Annotated in this window: 20 protein-coding genes; 18 read left to right on the top strand and 2 right to left on the bottom strand. The window is 33.9% G+C overall.

What is annotated here, in order from left to right; translation table 11 throughout:
• The first annotated feature begins 37 nt into the window (after window positions 1–37).
• From ACYQ2D_RS08845 to ACYQ2D_RS08775, 15 genes are all read left to right on the top strand, one after another.
• On the top strand, window positions 38–2,656 hold the full coding sequence (locus tag ACYQ2D_RS08845; protein WP_459785200.1) for a toll/interleukin-1 receptor domain-containing protein: 2,619 nt from the start codon (window positions 38–40) through the stop codon (window positions 2,654–2,656).
• Between the two features lie 190 nt (window positions 2,657–2,846).
• Entirely contained in the window at window positions 2,847–3,233 is a 387-nt protein-coding gene (locus tag ACYQ2D_RS08840) for a hypothetical protein (RefSeq protein WP_459785198.1), read from the top strand.
• Between the two features lie 228 nt (window positions 3,234–3,461).
• Window positions 3,462–4,094 carry a hypothetical protein gene (locus ACYQ2D_RS08835; protein ID WP_459785197.1) on the top strand — a complete coding sequence of 211 codons (633 nt, stop codon included), beginning with the start codon at window positions 3,462–3,464 and terminating at the stop codon, window positions 4,092–4,094.
• A gap of 477 nt (window positions 4,095–4,571) precedes the next feature.
• The gene (locus tag ACYQ2D_RS08830; RefSeq protein ID WP_459785196.1) at window positions 4,572–4,994 is read left to right on the top strand and encodes a hypothetical protein; all 423 of its coding nucleotides are present in this window, start codon (window positions 4,572–4,574) and stop codon (window positions 4,992–4,994) included.
• A gap of 125 nt (window positions 4,995–5,119) precedes the next feature.
• Window positions 5,120–5,899, top strand: a complete 780-nt coding sequence (locus tag ACYQ2D_RS08825; RefSeq protein WP_459785194.1) for a hypothetical protein — start codon at window positions 5,120–5,122, stop codon at window positions 5,897–5,899.
• 83 nt (window positions 5,900–5,982) lie between these two features.
• Window positions 5,983–7,275 carry an N-acetylmuramoyl-L-alanine amidase family protein gene (locus tag ACYQ2D_RS08820; protein WP_459785193.1) on the top strand — a complete coding sequence of 431 codons (1,293 nt, stop codon included), beginning with the start codon at window positions 5,983–5,985 and terminating at the stop codon, window positions 7,273–7,275.
• A gap of 104 nt (window positions 7,276–7,379) precedes the next feature.
• A complete protein-coding gene (locus ACYQ2D_RS08815) occupies window positions 7,380–8,075 on the top strand; it encodes a zinc ribbon domain-containing protein (RefSeq protein ID WP_459785192.1) in 696 nt (231 codons plus the stop codon).
• A 25-nt stretch (window positions 8,076–8,100) separates the two neighbouring features.
• A complete protein-coding gene (locus ACYQ2D_RS08810; RefSeq protein ID WP_459785190.1) occupies window positions 8,101–9,132 on the top strand; it encodes an N-acetylmuramoyl-L-alanine amidase family protein in 1,032 nt (343 codons plus the stop codon).
• Between the two features lie 560 nt (window positions 9,133–9,692).
• Window positions 9,693–11,027 carry an N-acetylmuramoyl-L-alanine amidase family protein gene (locus ACYQ2D_RS08805; RefSeq protein WP_459785189.1) on the top strand — a complete coding sequence of 445 codons (1,335 nt, stop codon included), beginning with the start codon at window positions 9,693–9,695 and terminating at the stop codon, window positions 11,025–11,027.
• 131 nt (window positions 11,028–11,158) lie between these two features.
• Entirely contained in the window at window positions 11,159–11,578 is a 420-nt protein-coding gene (locus tag ACYQ2D_RS08800) for a hypothetical protein (RefSeq protein WP_459785188.1), read from the top strand.
• A gap of 169 nt (window positions 11,579–11,747) precedes the next feature.
• Window positions 11,748–13,004 carry a zinc ribbon domain-containing protein gene (locus ACYQ2D_RS08795; protein WP_459785187.1) on the top strand — a complete coding sequence of 419 codons (1,257 nt, stop codon included), beginning with the start codon at window positions 11,748–11,750 and terminating at the stop codon, window positions 13,002–13,004.
• A 206-nt stretch (window positions 13,005–13,210) separates the two neighbouring features.
• The gene (locus ACYQ2D_RS08790) at window positions 13,211–14,569 is read left to right on the top strand and encodes an N-acetylmuramoyl-L-alanine amidase family protein (RefSeq protein WP_459785186.1); all 1,359 of its coding nucleotides are present in this window, start codon (window positions 13,211–13,213) and stop codon (window positions 14,567–14,569) included.
• A gap of 75 nt (window positions 14,570–14,644) precedes the next feature.
• The gene (locus tag ACYQ2D_RS08785; RefSeq protein ID WP_459785185.1) at window positions 14,645–15,541 is read left to right on the top strand and encodes a TIGR02452 family protein; all 897 of its coding nucleotides are present in this window, start codon (window positions 14,645–14,647) and stop codon (window positions 15,539–15,541) included.
• A gap of 138 nt (window positions 15,542–15,679) precedes the next feature.
• Window positions 15,680–16,027, top strand: coding sequence for a hypothetical protein (locus ACYQ2D_RS08780; RefSeq protein ID WP_459785184.1), 348 nt, complete (start codon window positions 15,680–15,682; stop codon window positions 16,025–16,027).
• Window positions 16,028–16,052: 25 nt separating this feature from the next.
• A complete protein-coding gene (locus tag ACYQ2D_RS08775; protein WP_459785183.1) occupies window positions 16,053–16,352 on the top strand; it encodes a hypothetical protein in 300 nt (99 codons plus the stop codon).
• A gap of 131 nt (window positions 16,353–16,483) precedes the next feature.
• Here ACYQ2D_RS08775 and ACYQ2D_RS08770 read toward each other — a convergent pair whose 3' ends face one another.
• Entirely contained in the window at window positions 16,484–17,605 is a 1,122-nt protein-coding gene (locus tag ACYQ2D_RS08770) for an ABC transporter permease (protein ID WP_459785182.1), read from the bottom strand.
• Between the two features lies 1 nt (window position 17,606).
• Window positions 17,607–18,308, bottom strand: coding sequence for an ABC transporter ATP-binding protein (locus ACYQ2D_RS08765; protein WP_459785181.1), 702 nt, complete (start codon window positions 18,306–18,308; stop codon window positions 17,607–17,609).
• 503 nt (window positions 18,309–18,811) lie between these two features.
• On the opposite strand from ACYQ2D_RS08765, the gene ACYQ2D_RS08760 reads away from it, so the two are divergent.
• From ACYQ2D_RS08760 to ACYQ2D_RS08750, 3 genes are all read left to right on the top strand, one after another.
• Complete coding sequence (locus ACYQ2D_RS08760; protein WP_459785180.1) at window positions 18,812–19,021, top strand: hypothetical protein; 210 nt, start codon at window positions 18,812–18,814, stop codon at window positions 19,019–19,021.
• 173 nt (window positions 19,022–19,194) lie between these two features.
• Window positions 19,195–19,398 carry a hypothetical protein gene (locus ACYQ2D_RS08755; protein WP_459785178.1) on the top strand — a complete coding sequence of 68 codons (204 nt, stop codon included), beginning with the start codon at window positions 19,195–19,197 and terminating at the stop codon, window positions 19,396–19,398.
• 510 nt (window positions 19,399–19,908) lie between these two features.
• Entirely contained in the window at window positions 19,909–20,973 is a 1,065-nt protein-coding gene (locus tag ACYQ2D_RS08750) for a P-loop NTPase family protein (RefSeq protein ID WP_459785176.1), read from the top strand.
• Window positions 20,974–20,977 lie beyond the last annotated feature (4 nt).

Here is a 20,977-nt window from a genome sequence, read left to right as displayed (position 1 = left end):
TAAAGAGTACATTGTAAGAAGAAAGTGAGAAAGAAATATGGCATTAATGGAAAAGTACGATGCATTTATCAGCTACAGTCATGCAGAGGATAATGCAGAGATTGCGGAGGCACTTCATAAAAAACTGGAGCATTATCGGATTCCTTCTCAAATTCAAAAAATAACAGGAAAAAAGAAAATAGAACGTGTCTTTCGCGATAAGGAAGAACTGCCGCTTTCAGCAAACCTCACAGAAAATATTTACACAGCATTAGATAATTCGGAGTATCTGATTGTGCTCTGTTCACCGGAATCACGGGCATCTCAGTGGGTACAAAGAGAGATAGAATATTTTGCAGGGGTTCATGGAAAAGAGCGTATCTTTGCGGTATTAATAAAAGGAGAACCGGAAGATGTATTTCCTCCAATTCTCTGCGAAAAGACAGAAATAAAAACAGATATCAATGGTCAAAATTACATCATTACAGAACCAGTTGAACCGCTTGCAGCAGATGTCAGAGGGTATTCAAAAAAAGAACGGTTAAAAAAATTAGATGCAGAATTCTTACGCCTGATAGCAGGAATCCTGCAGTGTCCTTATGATGAGTTAAAACAGCGGCATCAGGAATATCGAATGAAAATTGCAATTGCAGCAATGAGTGTAGTGATGTTTCTTGGAATCGCCTTTGGAATGTATTCATCATATCAAAAAAATCAGGTGAATACGGCATACCAGCAGTCGTTAATAAATCAAATGAAAGGCCTATCAGAAGAATCAGAACGATATCTGGACGGAGGAGACAGGATAAATGCACTAAAGACAGCACTTGAAGTTCAGTCAGAAGGACAGAGCAGTATTTATCCGATAGTGCCAGAGCAGATTTATGCTTTAAATAAGGCACTTTATACCTATCAACATTCAAGTAATTATATTTATAAGCCAGAAAAAATGAAAACCATGGATGGGGCAGTAACAGAGGTAAATGGCTTCAGTCCAGATGGAAATTTATTTTTTGCGCTTGATTCCTTTGGTCAGGCTTATTTTTATGATACAGCTACAGAAAAAGTGGTCTGGAAAATTAATGCAGAAAAAGTTTTTGAAACGACAGGGGAAAATTTTATCTGGGGCAAATTTAACGGAAACCATTCGATTGTGATGGCAACAGAACATTACTTTGTGGCATTGGATGTAGAAAAACAATCCTGCGGAGCAATTGTGAAAACAAAAAAGAAGAATCAAAAAGACCAGGCGATGGATTTGTATAAAAACAAATTAGCGGTGTGTTATAAAACCAAAAAAGAAAATGCCCAATATGACAGTATCAGTCTGTTTATTTATGATATGGAAAAAGGGGAGCTTTCGGAAACTTATGATTACCTTTCAGAAAAAGAAACAAACGATCCAGGGGAACTTAATGAAGTCAGCAAAATAGCTTATTCTGAAAAGGGAAATTATTTGGCAGTAGCGAAAAAAAGGCTTGGTCGGGAAGTTGATGAAGGGCAAAAATCGACAGTTTATATTTATGATACCCAAAATGGAAAAATAATACAAAAATTCAGTGAAAAAAATGTTTCAAAAATTTGTTTTATAGATGAAGAGGCTGTTGCCGTAATCGAATATGATTGGATAGACTATGATATGGAAGTACAGGAGAAAATCTATAGTCTTAAAGATGGAAAGGCTTTATGGCAAAGTGAAAAAATGAGAACTGCTGTGACAATGGCAGAAGATACGCCAACAGCCGGGTGTGTTTATCTTGGAGAAGCATATATAGATTCTGGAACGCTATATGGAATAGTCGGTTTTAGTTATGCAGGAAATTTGATCTTAGTAAAAAAAGGTTACTGGGAAATTGGATTTCAGCGAATGTTTGAAGCTGATGTTGTAAGTATTCAAAGAATAGATGAATATAATTTTTTAATTGGACTTGATAATGGAATAGTTTATCGGTATATAAGTGGGACATGGGATAAAATTTTAACGGTGAATGCAAGTACGAATCAAGTATATTATAATGCAGAGACAGATAAAATTGTTCAGGCTAAGTCGCACGATTTGATATTTTCGAAGAAAATGTTCGATGAATCCATGAAAAAAGAAGGAACAGAACAACCAGAACTTGAAAATGATGTAACTAATAATGCGGGAGAGAAAGTAGTTGGAACAAAGCACAGTGCAGAAGTCGAAGGCGATTCAATCATTATAACAGACAGAAAAAATAAAGAAATTGTTTTGACAATTCCCATGTATCAAGCGGAAAATACGGTTTATGGATTCTTTAATAATGATGAACAATTTTTGGTGTATAATGAACAGTATGATGAAATTGTAGTATGGGATATTGAAACACGGAGCATATTAAAACAACAAGAACTGAATTTGGAATCTACAGGCAAAACAAAAATTATTATAGATGAAGAATTGCATTTTTTTGCATTAAGTCTTGGACAAGAATTTATTTCATTTACCGATGAAGGGGCACAGTGTAATGTATTAGATATTTTTTACTATGATGATGATTTTAATATTTATCGCTACGCAAGTATTCCGTATGGAGATGTTGATTTCAAAAAAAAGAAAATATATGTAAAAGATTTGGATAAATATTACTCGGTATCATTTTATAGTTATGAAGAACTCGTGGAAAGGGCAGAAAAAATTTTAAAAGAAAAATAGAATTAATAGTGGCGAAAAGTGATAGTGACGGAGTTTTCTGGTTTGGCAGAAAACTCCGTTTTTGTGGTGCAGAATTTCAGCAAGGAGTTTCAAAATTTGAAAAAGATGGGAGAGTTGAAATTGGGAGAAGGTGGTTTAATAAAGATAGAAATTGAAAAGAAAAATCAAAAGAAACCGAGGGAGAATTATTATGAAAAAAAGAATTTTAACATTAGCAGTTTTAGTAATGGTATTTACAAGTGGATGTTCAAGTAATCGTGATATGAAAGCTCTTGAAGGAACCTGGATGGGAGAAGAAGGTGGTATTGTTTTTTATGAACCAATGGAAAAAAATGGGTTTTCTGGTTCAGCTACGATTATTGATGATGGAGATTCTAAAGATGGTGAATATGAGATAGATGATAAAGCAAAAAGACTAAATCTTAGCTATAGCGATGGATGGGGCACTCCGGTAACTGCTATGTACACTTACGATTTAAATGGCAAAGAATTAGAACTCACATTGGTAAAATATAAAGATGTTACAGGTGAGTACAATGTAGATGATGGAGATACGCAGGTTTTTGAGAAAGAATAAAAATAAAAGGTATTTTGCCGACAAAATTTGACACATATTGTGAAGTAATAGGGAAAAAGATAGAATTATTACGATAGACATAACTTTGAAGGGGGAAAAACAGAAGATATGGATAATTTTAACTACAATTTAGAATAGTTTTGAAACTTATGATTTCAGAGGGAGTGTCTAATTTTAAGATAGGAAATAAAAAAGATAAAGAAAAATATAAAAAAGAGGAGAAAAATTATGAGAAAACGAATCGTTTCTATACTTTTAGCGGGGACAATGCTAATTGGAACTGCAACTGCATGTGGTTCAAATAGTGGGGGAAAACCAATTGATTTAAAAGATCCAGATGGAGAATATCATGTTCAGGTCGATTTTAAAACAAATGAAGTGAAGCTTTCTTGTACAGCGACAGATGATGGTGCAGGTACAGGCGAAAGTTGGTCTGAAATGTTAAATGCTTGCAATATAGAACATGATTCGGCAATTAATTTTGAAACAATGTCTTTTAATACAGATTATAAAATGTCAGATGATTTTAAGAAAGTATTTAAAGATTTTTGGGAGAATGATTTTCAGAATGAATACTCAGGAGTTGAAATTAATGAGGATGGAACAACATTAGATATTGTTGAACTTTGTAGATTTTTATCATTGGGAGAACAATGGGAAAAAAATCCGAATTTACTTGTTACAGAACGTCCAGTCGTTGAAAATGGAACAGAGGGAGCGGTGGAAGTATGTTTAGTGTATGAAGGACTAGAAGATAAATTTACAGAAGCGGATACAGACAAAGACGGTTATATATCAGTACAGGAATATATTGAAATGAAAGTTTCAGAATACGAAGAAAGAATAGAAGAATTTCAGTAAAAAGCAGTAACGATAGAGTTTTCTGGTCAGCCAGAAAGCTCTGTTTTTTATATCTGAATTTCAAGACAGAGTTTCAAAATTCAAAAAATATAGAGAAGCTGAAATTGAAAGAAAATGGTTTAATTAAGATACAAACAAGGAGGAACACAAAAAATTAAATTTTAAGTAAGATGGAGGTGATTGCGTCAGAAATGAATAAAAACTGACCACAAAATATGACACGTATTGTGAAAATGTACAAAAAAAGTTAAAATTATAGCAATATATCAGAAAAAATGTAAAAAAGGAGAAGGATGATGAAAAGACAAATTACTTTTAGGGGGGGGGTAAAGCTAGCTTAACTCCACAAAAGTCATATTGTAGTCAGTTTGATTTCAAAATAAATAGGATAGCTCTTTTCTATATAAAAGACCTTGATAAGGGAGGATAAAAGAGGTTTTTACAGAGACAGAAAAAAAGAAAAGGAGTTATTTTATTATGGAAAAATCAAATAAAACATTAAGTAATGTAATCACAGTAATTTATGCAGTTGTTGCAGCAGGATGGCTGATTTCAAGTATATTACAATTTAGAACAGCAAAAGGAGTTATGTCGACATCAGGCAGCGTATTATATTTTGTTCCGTTATTATTGATGTTAGTTGTTGTCGGAATAGAAATTAATCGTTTGAAAAAAGAGAAATATAAAGTTCTTGATGCGGTTGTATTTTTGATTTTACCAATTGTAATGATGATTGCTTTGGTGATGTCGGGTGTTTCTATGGGAAGTGCAGAGGGAGATATAGAGATTGGAAGTGCAGGATATATCGCCGTGTTTTATCTTTTTAAATCTCTGGCAGCAATCGGAGCAGGATTTGTGGCTCTTATATTAGCGGTAATCAAAAAGAAGACAGAAAAATAAAAAAGAAAAAATATCCTTTCAAAAGCTAAATCATTAAAATAGGCTGTTAATCTATGTAATAGATCTAAAAAGTTATCCTGTAGCAATAGAGCAGAGGCAGAGAAAAAGAACAGGAGTTATTTTAAATGAAAAAAACAGGAAAAGCATTAAATAATATAATTAAAGTAGTTTATATACTTTTAGCAATTATATGGGTCTGCTGGGAGCTGCTTTGTGTTGTGGCAGAATATAAGAGCACAGTTGGAACATTCGCAGTAGTTTTAATAATGGCTATTCTTGTGAGCGGAGTGCTTCGTTTATCAAAAAAGGCATATAAACTTATAGATGCAATGATTCTTGCAGGAGTGTCACTGGTATATTTGATATATGGTCTTGAAGGTGCAAATAAAGAGATAGCCTCTTTAATGTTTGTTCCGGCATTAGTTACATTTTTAGCTTCAATTTTGATTGTTTTGGCAGCTTATAAAAATAAAAGCATCGAGGAAAATACAAAATTAAGCACAGGATTAGATATGGTTCTTAAGGGGCTTTACATCATAGCAGCGGCTGTCTGGGTAATTGGAAGCATTTATATATTTTGCAGAATGAAACCAGAACTTAGACCGGCAGGAGTACAGATAATTATCTATTTTATTCCGTTATTAATAATGCTGGCAGTTATCGGACTCGGCTTCTATGGTCTGAAGAAAGAAAAAAGAAGTCTGCTCAATCCACTTGCCATTGTGGTTTTGTCATGGGCAGAAGTTCTCTTTGTTATTATCAATGGAAACGTCATTGGTGGTCTTGATAAAGGTAAAGTAATATCTAAGATACTTGCTGGATATTTTTTCCCGGGAATGGCACTGGGTTTAATAGGCGCAATAATTGTTGTGGTTATGATAGTTAGAAAAAAATACAGCAAATAAAAAGAATGAGCGTAGAAAGAGGCACCGACGTGGTGTCTCTTTTGAATCATTTACATTTGAAAGCTTAAGAGGGAGGAAAGAGCATGGGAAAATTTATCAAAAAAATGGTATTTGCATTTCTTACTGCAACACTTATTTTTGCAGTTGTACCGGCAACCGTTCAGGCAGCAGGATGGAAACATAACAAGTATGGGTATTGGTGGCAGGAAAATGATTACAGTTATCCGAAAAATCAGTGGAAAACCATTTATGGAAAACAGTATCATTTTAATTCAAAGGGATATATGGATACCGACTGGACGAAGGTAGATGGAAAATGGTATTACTTTGGTGGAAAAAATGATGGAGCGAAGAAGACTTACTGGCAAAAGGTAAGAGGAAAATATTATTGGCTTGGAAGAGATGGAGTTATGAGAACAGGCTGGCAAAATGTATATGAAAAGTATTATTGGCTTGGTGGTTCTAATGACGGAGCAATGAAGACAGGCTGGCAGAAAGTAGGGGGCAAATACTATTTACTTGGAAAAAATGGTGATATGAAAAGTGGCTGGCAGACTGTATATGGAAAGAAATATTATCTTGGCGGTGCAAATGATGGTTCTATGAAAACAGGCTGGCAAAAAATTAGCGGTTCAGATTATTATTTTGGAAGAACCGGAGAATCCAATGAAGGTGTTTTAAGAACAAATACATACATTGGAGATTATTATGTGAACGATTCTGGAAAATGGAATGGAAAAAGAGATTTGAAAGAATATCTGAATAGTAATGAGAAAGTGAGTGCTATTGTATATGGAGATAAACAGAATAAAGTAGTCTTTTTTGATAGGGACAGCGACCAGGATAAGAAGTATGTCGAATATTTAATAATCTCTGCAAATTCAAAATACAGTGTATATGGTGTTTACTTTGGACAATCGGTTGAAGATGCTAAAACAACTCTGGAAAAACAAGGCTGGAAATTGAATGAAACAATACAACACAATGGTAGAATGGTATACTCATTTAGAACAAAAGGAATGCAGATTGATGTAGAGAAAAACAGCCGATATGGTGACAGGGTCACGTTCTCGAGAGTTTATTATGATTCAAATGGAAATGTGATAGGTGGAATCAGGTATAATCAGGACGATGAGAGTAAACCGGTAGTTCAAAGTGCAGTTCCAGCTGAAAGTGAAGGGGATACAGAAAATATTCAGTCTGTAGAAGAACAAATTTCAGAAGAACAAAGTCCAGAAAAACAAGAAGAGTTAACACAAGAATTTGTTGGTGCAGAAGAAAATAGTGAAATTCAGGAGGAAGATTCTCAGGCAGAGGGGAATAAATCAGAGGATGGACAGGAATCTGAATCAACAGAAGAAAATGAATTGAATTAAAATACAATTTCAACAAATAAAAGCGAATAAATAAGTAGCCAAAATTGGGATAGGTGAAGTATAATTTAATTGAATCAGAAGAACAAATAAAGGAGGATAAGCGTATGTTTTGTGGAAATTGTGGAACGAAAAATGAAGACCATGCAATGTTTTGCCAAAATTGTGGAGCAAGACTTGATGGCGGTGGTGGAAATCAAAATCTGAACCAGAATCAGCAATGGCAGGAACAGCCAGTGCAGCCGGATTCCAATTTTGTCTATCAAAACGAGGTATCAGCACCGATTGTAACCCCTCAAAAGAAAACCGGAAAACTTAAAATTATAGTTCCGGCAGCAGCTGTGGTAGTTGTTGTATTTTTATTATTTAGTTTACTTGGAGGACGAGGAGGATATAAGAAAGTAGTAGAGAATCTGATTGAAGGTTCACTGAATCAGGATGCAGAGAAAATTTTAAGCGTTATACCAGATGCTTACATGGATTACGCTGATGTAGATAAAAAAGAAGCAATTAGCGAAATTCAGGATGAACTGGATGACATGGATATTTACGATTTGTTGGGAGATAACGTAGATATTGATTATAAGATTGGTGATGCAGAAGATATCAAAGGTGATGACTTAAAGGACATCAAAGAGGACTGTGAAGAGTATGGTGTGAAAGTCTCTGCTGCAAAATCAGTTGATGTAAAGTTTACAGTGAAAACAGATTTAGGAACAGATTCACAGACAGTGTCCGTTCCAGTTATCAAAGTAGGACGAAAATGGTATATAAATATGGAGGAATTGTCGGGACTGCTTTAATAAATTGGAGAAGAGAAAATAGCCTATGAAAAAAGAAAAAGAATTGAATACAATGAAAAAAATGATTAAGAAACTATCAATTGCATTTTTGATGGCGATGCTTGTATTTGCCATTGTTCCTGCAACTGTTCAGGCAGCTGGATGGAAACAAAATAAAAATGGATATTGGTGGCAGGAAAATGATTACAGTTATCCGAAAAACCAATGGAAAACGATTTATGGAAAACAATATCACTTTAATTCTAGCGGATATATGGATACAGGCTGGAAACAAATTGATGGAAAATGGTACTACCTTGGCAATAAAAATGATGGTGCAAAGAAAACTTACTGGCAGAAAGTTTACAACAAATATTACTGGCTTGGAAATGACGGTGCTATGAGAACAGGCTGGCAGAGAGTCTATAATAAGTACTACTGGTTAGGAAGTTCCAACGACGGAGCAATGAAGACAGGTTGGCAAAAAGTGTATGGTAAATACTATTGGCTGGGTCATTCCAATGATGGAGCGATGAAAACAGGCTGGCAGACGGTATATGGAAAGAAATACTATCTTGGTGGAGCAAATGATGGTTCGATGAAAACGGGCTGGCAGAAGATTGATGGATATTGGTATTATTTTGGTGGAGCAAATGATGGCTCACTCAAAACAGACACCTGGATTAACGAATATGGTGTATATGTAGGTACAGATGGAAAATGGAATGAAACAAAATATCGCTATTCAAATGGAGAATATTTATCAGAATTATCAATTATGAACAATAGTAAAGATTATAACAATGCACAATTAATGTTCTGGCATAATTATGGAGCAAGTTCTTCGGATGAAGATTTCTTTTTTCATTGGGAATCAGGAAAGAGTGAGTATGTAGTTCAGGGAAATCGTTCCAAAAAACAATTTTTACTTAAATTTACACCGACTCAATCAGGAATGCAGATACAGGTAACATGTCAGGATGGACAATATTATTCATGGACTAATGGTACACAAAGTGAAACATGGATAAATGCAAATTATCAAAAAGTAGATGAAGCACCTAGCAGAATTCAGTAATTGAATAATAACCAACAGTTAAAAACCAACAGAGACGGAGTTTTCTGGTTTGCCATTAGTGGCAATAAAAAAGCCAGAAAACTCCGTTTTTACTTGGTTGAAGAATAAAGATTAAGTTGTGAAAATATAATAAATCTATTATAAGTGAACTACTCGGTTACTTGTAGCTGAGTAGTTCACACATCCAACTCATCAGATTAGTTTTCACATACTTTCTGCCCTTGATTGTTTGAAGTTCTTGAAAAGTGAGGTTAAATATGACGGAAAAAGAAATGATTACTTTTATGTTTGCGCATTAATTGAATATATCGCACGTGAAACTTAAAACTATCGAGGGTATATAGTAAAGCAGATAGGAAAAGAGGGATTAGAAAAACTCTTGTATGAAACAGACATGTAGAAAGTGAAATCTTTGCATGTCTGTTTTTTATTGCAAAATTTTTTGCGTCTAAAGGCAAATAAAGTTTGCCTACAAAATCTGACACATATTGTGGAAATGGGCTTCAAAAAGGTAAAATTAAAGCAATAAAATCGAAAAATAAAAAAGGAGAAGTCGGTGTATGGAGAAGTTTATTAAGAGAGTAGCAATTGCAATTCTTACCGGAATACTTGCATTTGCGGTTATTCCTGCAACGGTTCAGGCAGCTGGATGGAAACAAAATAAAAATGGATATTGGTGGCAGGAAAATGATTACAGTTATCCGAGAAATCAATGGAAAACTATCAATGGAAAACAATATCATTTTAATTCCAGCGGATATATGGATACAGGCTGGAAAAAAATTGATGGAAAATGGTACTACCTTGGCAGTAAAAATGATGGTGCAAAGAAAACTTACTGGCAGAAAGTGTATGGTAAATATTACTGGCTTGGAAATGACGGAGCAATGAGAACAGGTTGGCAGAAAGTCTATAATAAGTACTACTGGTTAGGAAGTTCCAATGACGGAGCGATGAAAACAGGTTGGCAAAAAATGTATGGTAAATATTATTGGCTGGGTCATTCCAATGATGGAGCGATGAAAACAGGCTGGCAGACGGTATATGGAAAGAAATATTATCTTGGCGGTGCGAATGATGGAGCAATGAAGACTGGCTGGCAGAAGATAGGTGGATATGATTATTATTTTGGAAAAACAGGGGAATCAAATGAAGGCGTTTTAAGAACAAATACTTGGGTTGGAAATTATTACGTAGATGCGAATGGAAGATGGGACAAATCAAAAACTGTAGTAGATATAAAAAATTATTTGACGAATTATAAGAATTTAGTAAGCAAGTTAGGAATGAAAAAGACAAGGTCATGGCAATTTGGAAGTTCCGATTCTTATGTGAAAGATGGGTTTTATTTGGAATGGCAAGAAGGATATTCATTTGAACCGTTTAGTATGAAAAATGAAAGTGCAGATTATATAAGATTGAATGGAATTAGTATAGGAGATAGCGAAAATTCTTCAGATGTAATGCTAAGGAACGCTGGTTGGGAAAATAAATTTAAATGGAACGGTGAAAATGGTTATACAAAAAAGATAAATGGAACATTGCATGCATTAACAATTTATATTAACAGTTCAGGATGTGTTAAAGGATGGTATTTAAATAACTGGCCACAAGGTGTTGATTGGTTTTCAGCAGAAGAAGATGAGACTCCAATAGTTACTCAAAATGAGAAAGAACAAGAGATTATAGAAGAAAATAAAGATTCCGAAATAAAGAAAGATCAAGATGAACAGAAAGAAGAAACAAATTTAGAGGAAAGAATAACTGAAACTGATAAAATTCAAGAAGAAAAATCTCAATTAAATGAGAACGATTCGAAGGATACACAGGAATGTGAAACGCAGAGTGATAATAGTGAAAATAAATCGCCAAAAGAAGAAAAAGTTATTAATTAAAAATCCAGAGACTTTAGGTTCTATAGTTTCACGTTTTCAAAGAATGGTTTCAAACTATCATTAAGCCTATAATGTTGAAACTATCTCATCGTGGTTTAATAAAGACAGAAAGACAAAGGAGGACAAGTGATATGAAGAAATCAGAAAAAGCAATGAGTGCATTAATTGGATTCTTGTATGTAGTATTGGCGGGGGGATGGATTTATTCAGGAATCTATTATAAGAGTTTTGCAATGATGCTGATGCAGTCTTCTAAGATGGGAATTGTGTATTATATGCTTCCACCTATTGCAATTGTATTTCTTGCAGGAAGCAGTTTAATTGAGCTGGTTAAGAATAAGAGTACAGCTGTAAATGCAATTATGAGCATTGTATTATCGCTTGGAATTTTTGGGGCGGGAATGTACAGTTATTCAAGATTGGAGTATGGAACAATAGATTATGTCTTATATACAGCGAGTGCTTATTTGATTGTTTCAGCAGTTACAATTAGTGTATCCTCCATTTTGGTGATGTTGAATTCAGCAAAAAAGAGAATGAAATCAGAGTAAAGATTTGGGTATGGGGAAATTTTATTTCTCATACCCATTAATATATTTGGAAGTTTCATTCAGCAAGTTTTGGGAGAAATAAAATTGTAAAAAATACGCTAAAAGAATATACAGAAAACAAGATTTGTTTTAAAATAGAAATAACGAAAAATTCATGGGAGGAGTAATAATGGCATTTTGGGATAATTTTGAAAAAAAAGCAACGGATGCAACAGCAAATGTAGTATCAAAGGTAAAGGGAGTGTCTGATATTACAAGATTAAATTCTATGGTATCGGAAGAAGAAAATCGAATCAGAGAAATCTATTTTAAAATCGGTCAGACTTATGTAACATTACATGGTCGGGATAATGAGGCTGGATTTGCAGATTTATTAAATGCACTCAAGGCTTCCCAATTAAAAGTTGAACGGTATAAACAGGAAATTATGGATATCAGAGGCGTTCAAAAATGTGAGAGATGTGGAGCGGAAGTGGCAGCAGGAGCTGCATTTTGCATGACTTGTGGAGCTCAGATACCAAAAATTCAGCCAAAGCCAGCAGTTAATTCTGGAAGAAGATGCAAGAAATGTGGAGCAACTGTAGCACCAAATGCTCGTTTTTGCACAAGCTGTGGAACACCTTATGTGGAAGAAACACCAGTAAATCCAACTCCACAGCCACAGATGAATCAGCCTGTGCCAGAGACACGACAGCCACAGGTAAACCAGAATACAGTGCCATTTGGAACGTCACAACCGCCAGTGAATCCAGTTCCAGAAGTGACACATCAACCACCGATAAATCCCGTTCCAAATGTAACACCACAGCCACAATTGAATTCAGTATCAGATACAACAGCAAAGTCACAAAGTCCAAGTTTGGATGCAATAGTGCAACCGCAGATGAATCCAAATCCAGTTGTAAAAGAACAGCCACAGGTGAATGGGCTCAAAAAAGTCTGCACAAATTGTGGAGCTGAATTACAGGATGGTGTGGCATTTTGTATTCAATGTGGTATGCCTGTAAAAAAAGAAGAGCCAGCCAAAGAGAATGTGATGTTTGAAAATGTAAATCCGGTCGAACAGACTGAAGAAAAAACTTCACAAAAGGTGTCGTTAGAGAAAACGGTATCCGTTCATTCAGAACATACAGCGCAGACACAGCAGGAAGAACTTGAAAAACAATGGGAAAATCCAGCTAAAAATGTCTGCCCGAATTGTGGAACGACTCTTGCTGATAATGTCAGATTCTGTATTAATTGTGGAGAAGAAGTAAGAAAAGCAGATGAAAATGCGGAAGAAGCAACTATGAGAGTGAATTCTATTACATTCAAAAGACCAGATGAAGTGCAGACACCAAAAAGACCAAGATTTTGTATTGGGTGTGGAGCTAAATTAGATGATGACTCTGTCTTTTGTACCGTGTGTGGAAAAAGAGCAGAGTAAGAAGATAGAAAAACAGGAAAAGAGCCTGCAGAGAAAGTTGATATGATTTCCTTTGAGATAAGGTGCATATCAGATGATTCTGCAGGTTTTTTAATATAAAATAAACTGACTACAACCTCTGACACATATTGTAAACGCAAAACAAAAAAGTGTAAAATTATAACAATGAGATAGAAAAAGAAAAATTAGAAGGAGAAAAGGCATTTATGAAAAAAATAATTAGAAAATTGGCGACAGCCATTCTTGCCGGAACACTTGCATTTTCTATGGTACCTGCAACGGTTCAGGCGGCAGGGTGGAAGCAGAACAAAAATGGCTACTGGTGGCAGGAAAATGACTACAGCTATCCTAAAAATCAGTGGAAAACGATTTATGGAAAACAGTATCACTTTAATTCCGGCGGATATATGGATACCGGCTGGACAAAAGTAGATGGCAGATGGTATTATCTGGGGGCAAGAAACGACGGAGCAAAGAAAACTTATTGGCAGAAAGTGTACGGAAAATACTACTGGCTTGGAAGTAATGGTGTGATGAGAACTGGATGGCAACAAGTATATGGAAAATATTACTGGCTTGGCGGTTCGAATGATGGAGCGATGAAAACTGGCTGGCAGAAAGTAGGAAAATACTACTATTGGCTCGGTCATTCCAATGACGGAGCAATGAAAACTGGTTGGCAAACTATCTATGGAAAGAAATACTATCTGGGCGGAGCAAATGATGGAGCAATGAAGACCGGATGGCAGAAAATTGATGGATATTGGTATTATTTTGGTGGCACAAATGATGGTTCACTCAAGACAAATACCTGGATTGGAAACTATTATGTAGATGCAAATGGACGATGGACTAAGACGAGAACAAAGACAGATAAACAGATATTAAATGAATTTATAAGTGGGGGAAGTTATAAAAAATATACAAGTGGGTATTCAAATTTGTCTTATGTTATTACTGATTTAAACGCAGATAATGTTTCTGAATTATTAATTGATTCTGCTGATGGATTAGGCTTTTTTAGAACATGGACATTTGTACTGGATAGCCAAAAAAATGTTGTAAATGTGAATGAAATGTATGGCTATGGTCGATTCCGATATTCATCAGCTTATAATATGATTGCCGGATCACCAGAAACAAGACCTATGCCGTCTGCCTGGTATTGGCCATTTTATAAATTAAATGGAACAAAGCTGGAATATGTATTCTCTGCTAATAGTGCAGATGAATTAAAGAAATATTCATTTGAAAATTTTACCTGGACATCGCTTGGTAGTTCTACAAAGAGTTATTCTGAAACAGGTGAATCTCAACCAGTTGTTCAGAGTGCAAATGAAAATGAATTGCAAAATGAAGCACCATCTGTAATTCAAGAAGAAACACAGGAGAGTGAGCAGAATTTAAAACAGGATGAAAATGTAGAAACAGAACAGAATATAGAAGAACAGCAGTCTGAAGATGTGAATACAGAAGAAGCAGATGAACCAGAATCAACAGAAAATCAGGAAATAGAATCGGATATGGAAAAAACAGTTCAAGAAATAGAACAAGTAGAAGAATAAATTTAAGAACCTGTGGAGAGAAATCTCTGCAGGTTTTTTAGGATATGAAAGATTAGAATACGAAAGGGAAAAAACATGGATTACAATAAATTAATAGTTTGTTTTCAAGATACATTAAAAATATCAGAGGATGAACTTTGGGATGTGACAAGAGAAGCAATTCAAAATACCAGAGTATTCAAAGAAGATATTGCCTCGGAGATTAAGATTGCATACAAAGATTCAATGAAAGCGTTAAATGATGCAGAAGTTAAGGTTGAGATAGATACGACATTTCATTCGGCTAGGAATTATTTGAAAGATGGAAAAGTAGCAGTTTTGAATTTTGCAAACCCGAAATATCCAGGAGGTGGAGTACAAAATGGTGCTAAGGCACAGGAAGAGTGCTTGTGTAGAAGCAGTAACCTGTATCAGTGTTTGAAAGATGAAAAGGTATTTGAGGATTATTATTTTTATCATGCAAAAAGAGGCGGGAATTGGTTTACGGACCGAATGATTTACAGTCCAGGAATTACTGTTTTTAAAGATGATAGTCCAGTTCCTGTTTTGATGCCGGAAAATGAATGGTTTCAAGTAGATGTGATTACATGCGCTGCGCCATACCTTGGAGGGAGTATTATAATTGAAGGAAACGAATTAAAACAAATATTTGTAAAAAGGATAAAAAACATTTTGGATGCAGCAATAATCAATCAAGTGCAGACAATTATTTTAGGAGCGTTTGGGTGTGGAGCATTTAAAAATCCTCCAGAGGTTGTTGCACAGGCATTTTATGAAGTGATTTATGAAATGGGGTATAAAAAATATTTTAAAAGAATCGTATTTGCGATTAAACCATCTGGTCCATATTGTAAAAATATCGAGGCATTTTCAAAACGATTTGATATGAAAATGATGGAGGAGCAAAATCAAAAAGATAAAGATAAGAAGATTAGTTTTTGGGAAAAATGCAGGAAATTAATTGGAAAGTAAAAAGGGAGTTAAGCGGTAACTAAGATTTTACAGCAGATTTATGTTATTAGAAGCGAAAAATTGGTTTGTAATAAAGTGCTATCATGATATAATAAAAGTAAACCAGAAGAATAAGCATTATACCAAAAGGAGTTGGAAATGGCAAAAAAGCAAGAGCTTACATTGGAGGAAAAGCAGGAAAAAGTTCGTGATTTTCCTCCAATAGATGATGCCTTTTTTGAAACGCTGGCAGATGATATAGCATTTTGCCAAGAAATACTAAGAGTGATATTAAGCGATAAAAAGTTAGTTGTAGAAGATGTAATTGTACAGAACAGTAAAAGAAATCTATATGGGCGTTCGGTAAGACTGGATGCATTATGTACACTTGGAAATGGAACGAAATGTAATATCGAGGTACAGCGCTTGAATAATGATAATCACTTAAAGAGGGTAAGATATAATGCGGCAAGTATAAGCTGTTGTAGACTTCCAAAAAGGAGATAAATTCAGAGAACTTGAAGACTTATATGTGGTTTATATTTCTGAATTTGATGTGTTTCATGAAGGATATACAAAATATCATGTGGACGGTGTAGTTCGAGAAACAGGAAAAAAAGTAAAGGATGGTCTGGACGCAGTGTGTGATGTGATGAAAAAATATGAAGAGATTGCAGCAAAAGAAGCATCAGAAAAAGCAAATATTAAAGCAGTGAAAAGTATGATAAAAGTATTTCAGGCTACAAAGCAGCAAATTTTACAGATATATTCGGAAAAAGAATATGAGCAGGCTGTGAAAGAACTCGAGGAGGAAGAAGCTGAAAATAAGTAAATAGAGAAAGTAAATAGGTATATGGAGAAGAAATCTTTCATATACCTATTTTGCAATCAAAGGTGACGGAGTTTTCTGGGTTGCTATCAGGTAGAATAAAAGAATCCGAAAACACCTTATGTTTGGGAGAATTAGAGGATTTTTTCTGTGTTAATATATCTAATTCCGATAAAAATTAGTAAAAGAATAAAGAGAATGTTTGTAAATAGTCCTAATAGTAGTTCAGAAATAGTTATTATTCCGATAAAAGAGTGATTGAAACAAAAAATAAGGTTTAAAATAGGAATGAATTTAAAGAATAATGAATGACATTGAATAAATCCTAGAGAAACTAAAGCGGTAGTGCCAATTATTCCTAAAAATATAATGCTATTGAATGATTGAGAAGCTCTTAAATTTCTGGATATCATAGAAGTAGTTGATGTCAAAAAAACAGCAATTACAGATAAAAATATGAGGGTTAAGATCATACCTGCGATATTAAAATTAGTATTTCCAACGATCATAAATTTAAGCTGCGCACTTTTAGAATCTGTGAAAAATGAAGAAATAAAAAATCCCAAAAAGGTTAATAGCAAGTTTAATAAAGATAAAAGAAATAAAGTTAATGTCTTACCAAAGTAAATAGATTTTCGATTTACTCCAGATAATAACAATAATTCTAAGGTTTTTCGTTCTCTTTCTCCTGCAAATAGATCACTGGAAAAAGTGATGATACTTTTGAGAATTAAGGTTAATAGTAAAATCGGAAGAATAATATTGGAAATAGAAGAGGTTGCATCAACTAAAATATGATTTTCATCCTTTAAGTTCATTTGGAGAATATTCTCTTGTGATTCACTTAATGCAGTATTATAAAATTTTTGAAAACTATCTCCTAATTTTGTTGTTTCCAGTAATGAAGCATAAGAATTTGAATTATAAATAAAATCAATATTTTGATTATATATAGCTATATAACAAGTAATATCTCCATTTTGAAGAAGTTTATCAGGATTTGAAGAATCTATTATATGAACTCTAAGAGTATTGTTTTCTGAGATAAATTGATTAAAAAGATTTTTAGATTGTTCTGAATCGGATTGAATACAAATGTTAGTAGTACTAGTAGGATGAGTATTAGTTTTTAAGGTATTTAATCCTATAATGAAAATAGGCAAAGTAAGTATTGGCATAAGTAAAATAAAGATACAAGTTTTATCTCGAAAGATTTCAAGTAATTCTTTTTTTAATATAATGATACTTTCTTTCATTTTACAAATCCTTTCTTCCATCTAATTCTTTAATAATGTAGTCATTTTTTCTGTCAGGAGGACAATTTTTAAAGAATAGAGAGGTGCTGATTTTTTGTTGTATGTTTCCATTGCTTAAAAATGCAATATTGTCACTTAGATCTGAAATTTCAAAAATATTATGTGTTGCTATTAATATAGTTTTGTTTTGAGTTTTCAGGTATTTAATAAAATTAATTACATCATTAGAAGCCTCAAGATCTAATCCTGTAGAAGGTTCATCTAGTAATAAAATATCAGGATTATGGATAAGTGAAATGATAAATGCAACTTTCTGATTCATGCCTCTTGAGAAAGTATAAGCTTTTTGATTTATAAAATTCTTGAAGTTAAGAACTTCGTCGAGTTCAGCCATTTTTTTATTGATATCTTTTTTCTTCATTCCGTGCAAACTTCCGAAATAATGAATAATTTCATAAGCTGTCAGATTTCGATAAAGATTAACTTCACCACCCATTAAAATACCAATTTGAGAATTGTTTTTGATTTGAATTTCACCGGAATCAGGTTTTAATAAGCCTGAGATAGAACGGATTAATGTACTTTTTCCTGCTCCATTTTTTCCTACTAAAGCTGTAATTTCACCAGATTCGATTGTTAAGTTTAAATTATTTAAAATTGGATGACCATTAAAAGTTTTAGTTAAATTTATTATATCTATCATAATACAATCTCCTGTTGGATATGGAGATATAGCTTTGTGGGCTATATCTCCAGAATATGTTTTTGGGCGTTTTTTGAAATGTTTATCTTCTACAAGAAGAGACAGCGTGACCGACAACAAGGACGGAGTAACAAACTGATAAACCTAAGAACCACATATAAAAGCCTCCTTTCGTTTGAATAATTAATAATTTTAAATAGCTTTTATCTTCTTCTGCAAGAAGAAACAGCATGTCCAATGACAAGAGCAGAATAACAAACTGACCAACCTAAGAACCACATATAAAAGCCTCCTTTCGTTTGAATAATTAATAATTTTAAATAGCTTTTATCTTCTTCTACAAGAAGAAACGGCGTGCCCAATAACAAGAGCAGAATAACAAACTGACCAACCTAAGAACCACATATAAAAGCCTCCTTTCATTTGAGATTTTTTGTATCTCTTCTTTCTGATGTTATTCTCTCATGGCGAAAGAATTTCAACATTATAGAGTTGAACTTTAAATGAAATTATATTTTGAAACTGGTGAAATTCATGTTAATGAAGTGAAACAAAAACAAATCAAAAGAGAAGAATGTCGTACCAAAAGAGGAGATAAAGTCAGAGAACTTGAAGATTTATATGTGGTTTATATTTCTGAATTTGATGTGTTTCATGGAGGATATACAAAATATCATATGGACAGAGTAGTTCGAGAAACAGAAAAAAAGTAAAGGATGGTCTGGAGAGAATCTTTGTAAATACAGAGATAAAAGATGGAACAGAACTCTCAGAACTAATGACACTAATGACCTGTTTCTTGAAAAAAGAAGTAGATGCTCCGAAATTTCCAGAGTTTTCAAAGCAAATGAAATTTTTAAAACATGAAAAAGGAGGTTTAGACGCAGTGTGTGATGTAATGGAAAAATATGAAGAGATTGCAGCAGAAAAAGCAGCAAAAGAGGCATCGGAAAAAGCAAATATCAAAGCAGTGAAAAATATGATAAAAGTATTTCAGGCTACAAAGCAACAAATTTTACAGATATATTCAGAAACAGAATATGAGCAGGCTGTGAAAGAACTCGAGGAGGAAGAAGTCGAAACTAAGTAAATACAAGGAAGTGAAACATGGGCTATCTGTTTTCAGATGGCTCATGTTGTTACGAGATTGTAATTTAAAAGAGCACCTAAAATAGTGCAAATCTAATAGAAACCACATCTTGACAGAACAGAAGCTAACTGCTATGATAGCTTCAAATCAATTTTTTAAATGAAATCAAAATCGAGCTTTTCAAAATCAAGCGGACATTCACAATTCGCTATGCTACTTACTCATAACCAAAATCTTTTCAAAGTCTAATTTTTTTCATCATTAAGAATCTCAATTATTCAAAAAGCAAATCTAAAATTCAAAAAAATCAATCCATAAAAAAGATAAAAATTAAATTATGAACAGAAAATGAGTCTATATGGAAAAAAGACTGACCACAGATTTTGACACATATTGTAAAAATATGTCATTGAAGTGTAAAATTATAAAAAACATTAATGAAATAAGAAAACTTAAGTCGAAAGAGAAAAATAGTTAAGGGATTAGAAAAACAAAGAAGAGAAAAAGGTTATGAAAATAAAAATTGCTATTTTAGAACAGGATGCGGGCTATCTTAGCAGGATTACAAATGTGTTTAATGTTCGATATGCGGATAAGTTAGAGGTATATTCTTTTACTACATATGAGGGCGCGATGGAGGCATTGGACACAAAAAGAATTGATGTCTTATTAGCGGATGACTCGTTTGAAATTGATGAAGAATCTCTTCCGAGAAGATGCGGATTTGCTTATCTGGTAGACTCGGCAGGGATAGAAAGTGTAAGAGATTGTGTAGCGATCTGCAAGTTCCAGAAAGCAGATTTGATTTATAAACAGATATTGGGAGTCTATTCTGAAAAAGCAGAAAGCATATCAAAACTTTCTTCACAGGTAGATGAAGATTGCAGTGTAATTGCATTTATGTCTCCTGCAGGTGGGGTTGGAACTTCAAGCATTGCAGCCGCATGTGCAAGACGGTTTGCAGGACATGGAGTGAATGTCTTTTATTTAAATCTCGAGAAATTTGGAACTGCAGATGCATTTTTTTCAGGAGAAGGTCAGGCAACCTTAAGTGATGTTATTTTCTCTTTGAAGGGAAAGAGAACCAATCTCCAGATGAAATTGGAAAGCTGTCTGAAACGAGACGCAAGTGGAGTCAATTTCTTTTCCGGTTCACAGATTGCGTTGGACATGATTGAATTAAATGCCGACGATATTCTCACTTTACTTTCCGCTTTGAAAATGTCTGGTTATTATAAGTACATTATTTTAGATATGGACTTTGATATTGGAAAAGAATTTATGAAAATTCAAAATGCAATTCGTACAATCGTAATGGTAAGTGATGGTTCTGATTTTGCAAATACGAAACTGTTTCGTGCAGTAGAGGCATTAGAGACATTAGAGCGAAGCAGTAATACAGCACTCTTGAATCGGTTTGGAGTGATTTATAACAAATTCCGTTCCAAGGGTGCAAAAACATTAAATGAACTACCACTTGCAACAGTCGGTGGTGCACCATTATATATGGATGCTTCCGAACAACAGATTATTCAACAGCTGTCATCGATGGAATTCTTTGATGTACTTTTTTAATTAC

It is taken from the genome of Blautia stercoris, from assembly GCF_054657695.1.
The sequence above is the reverse complement of the archived record's forward strand: the minus strand, read 5'-3'. Positions and strand labels throughout refer to the sequence as shown.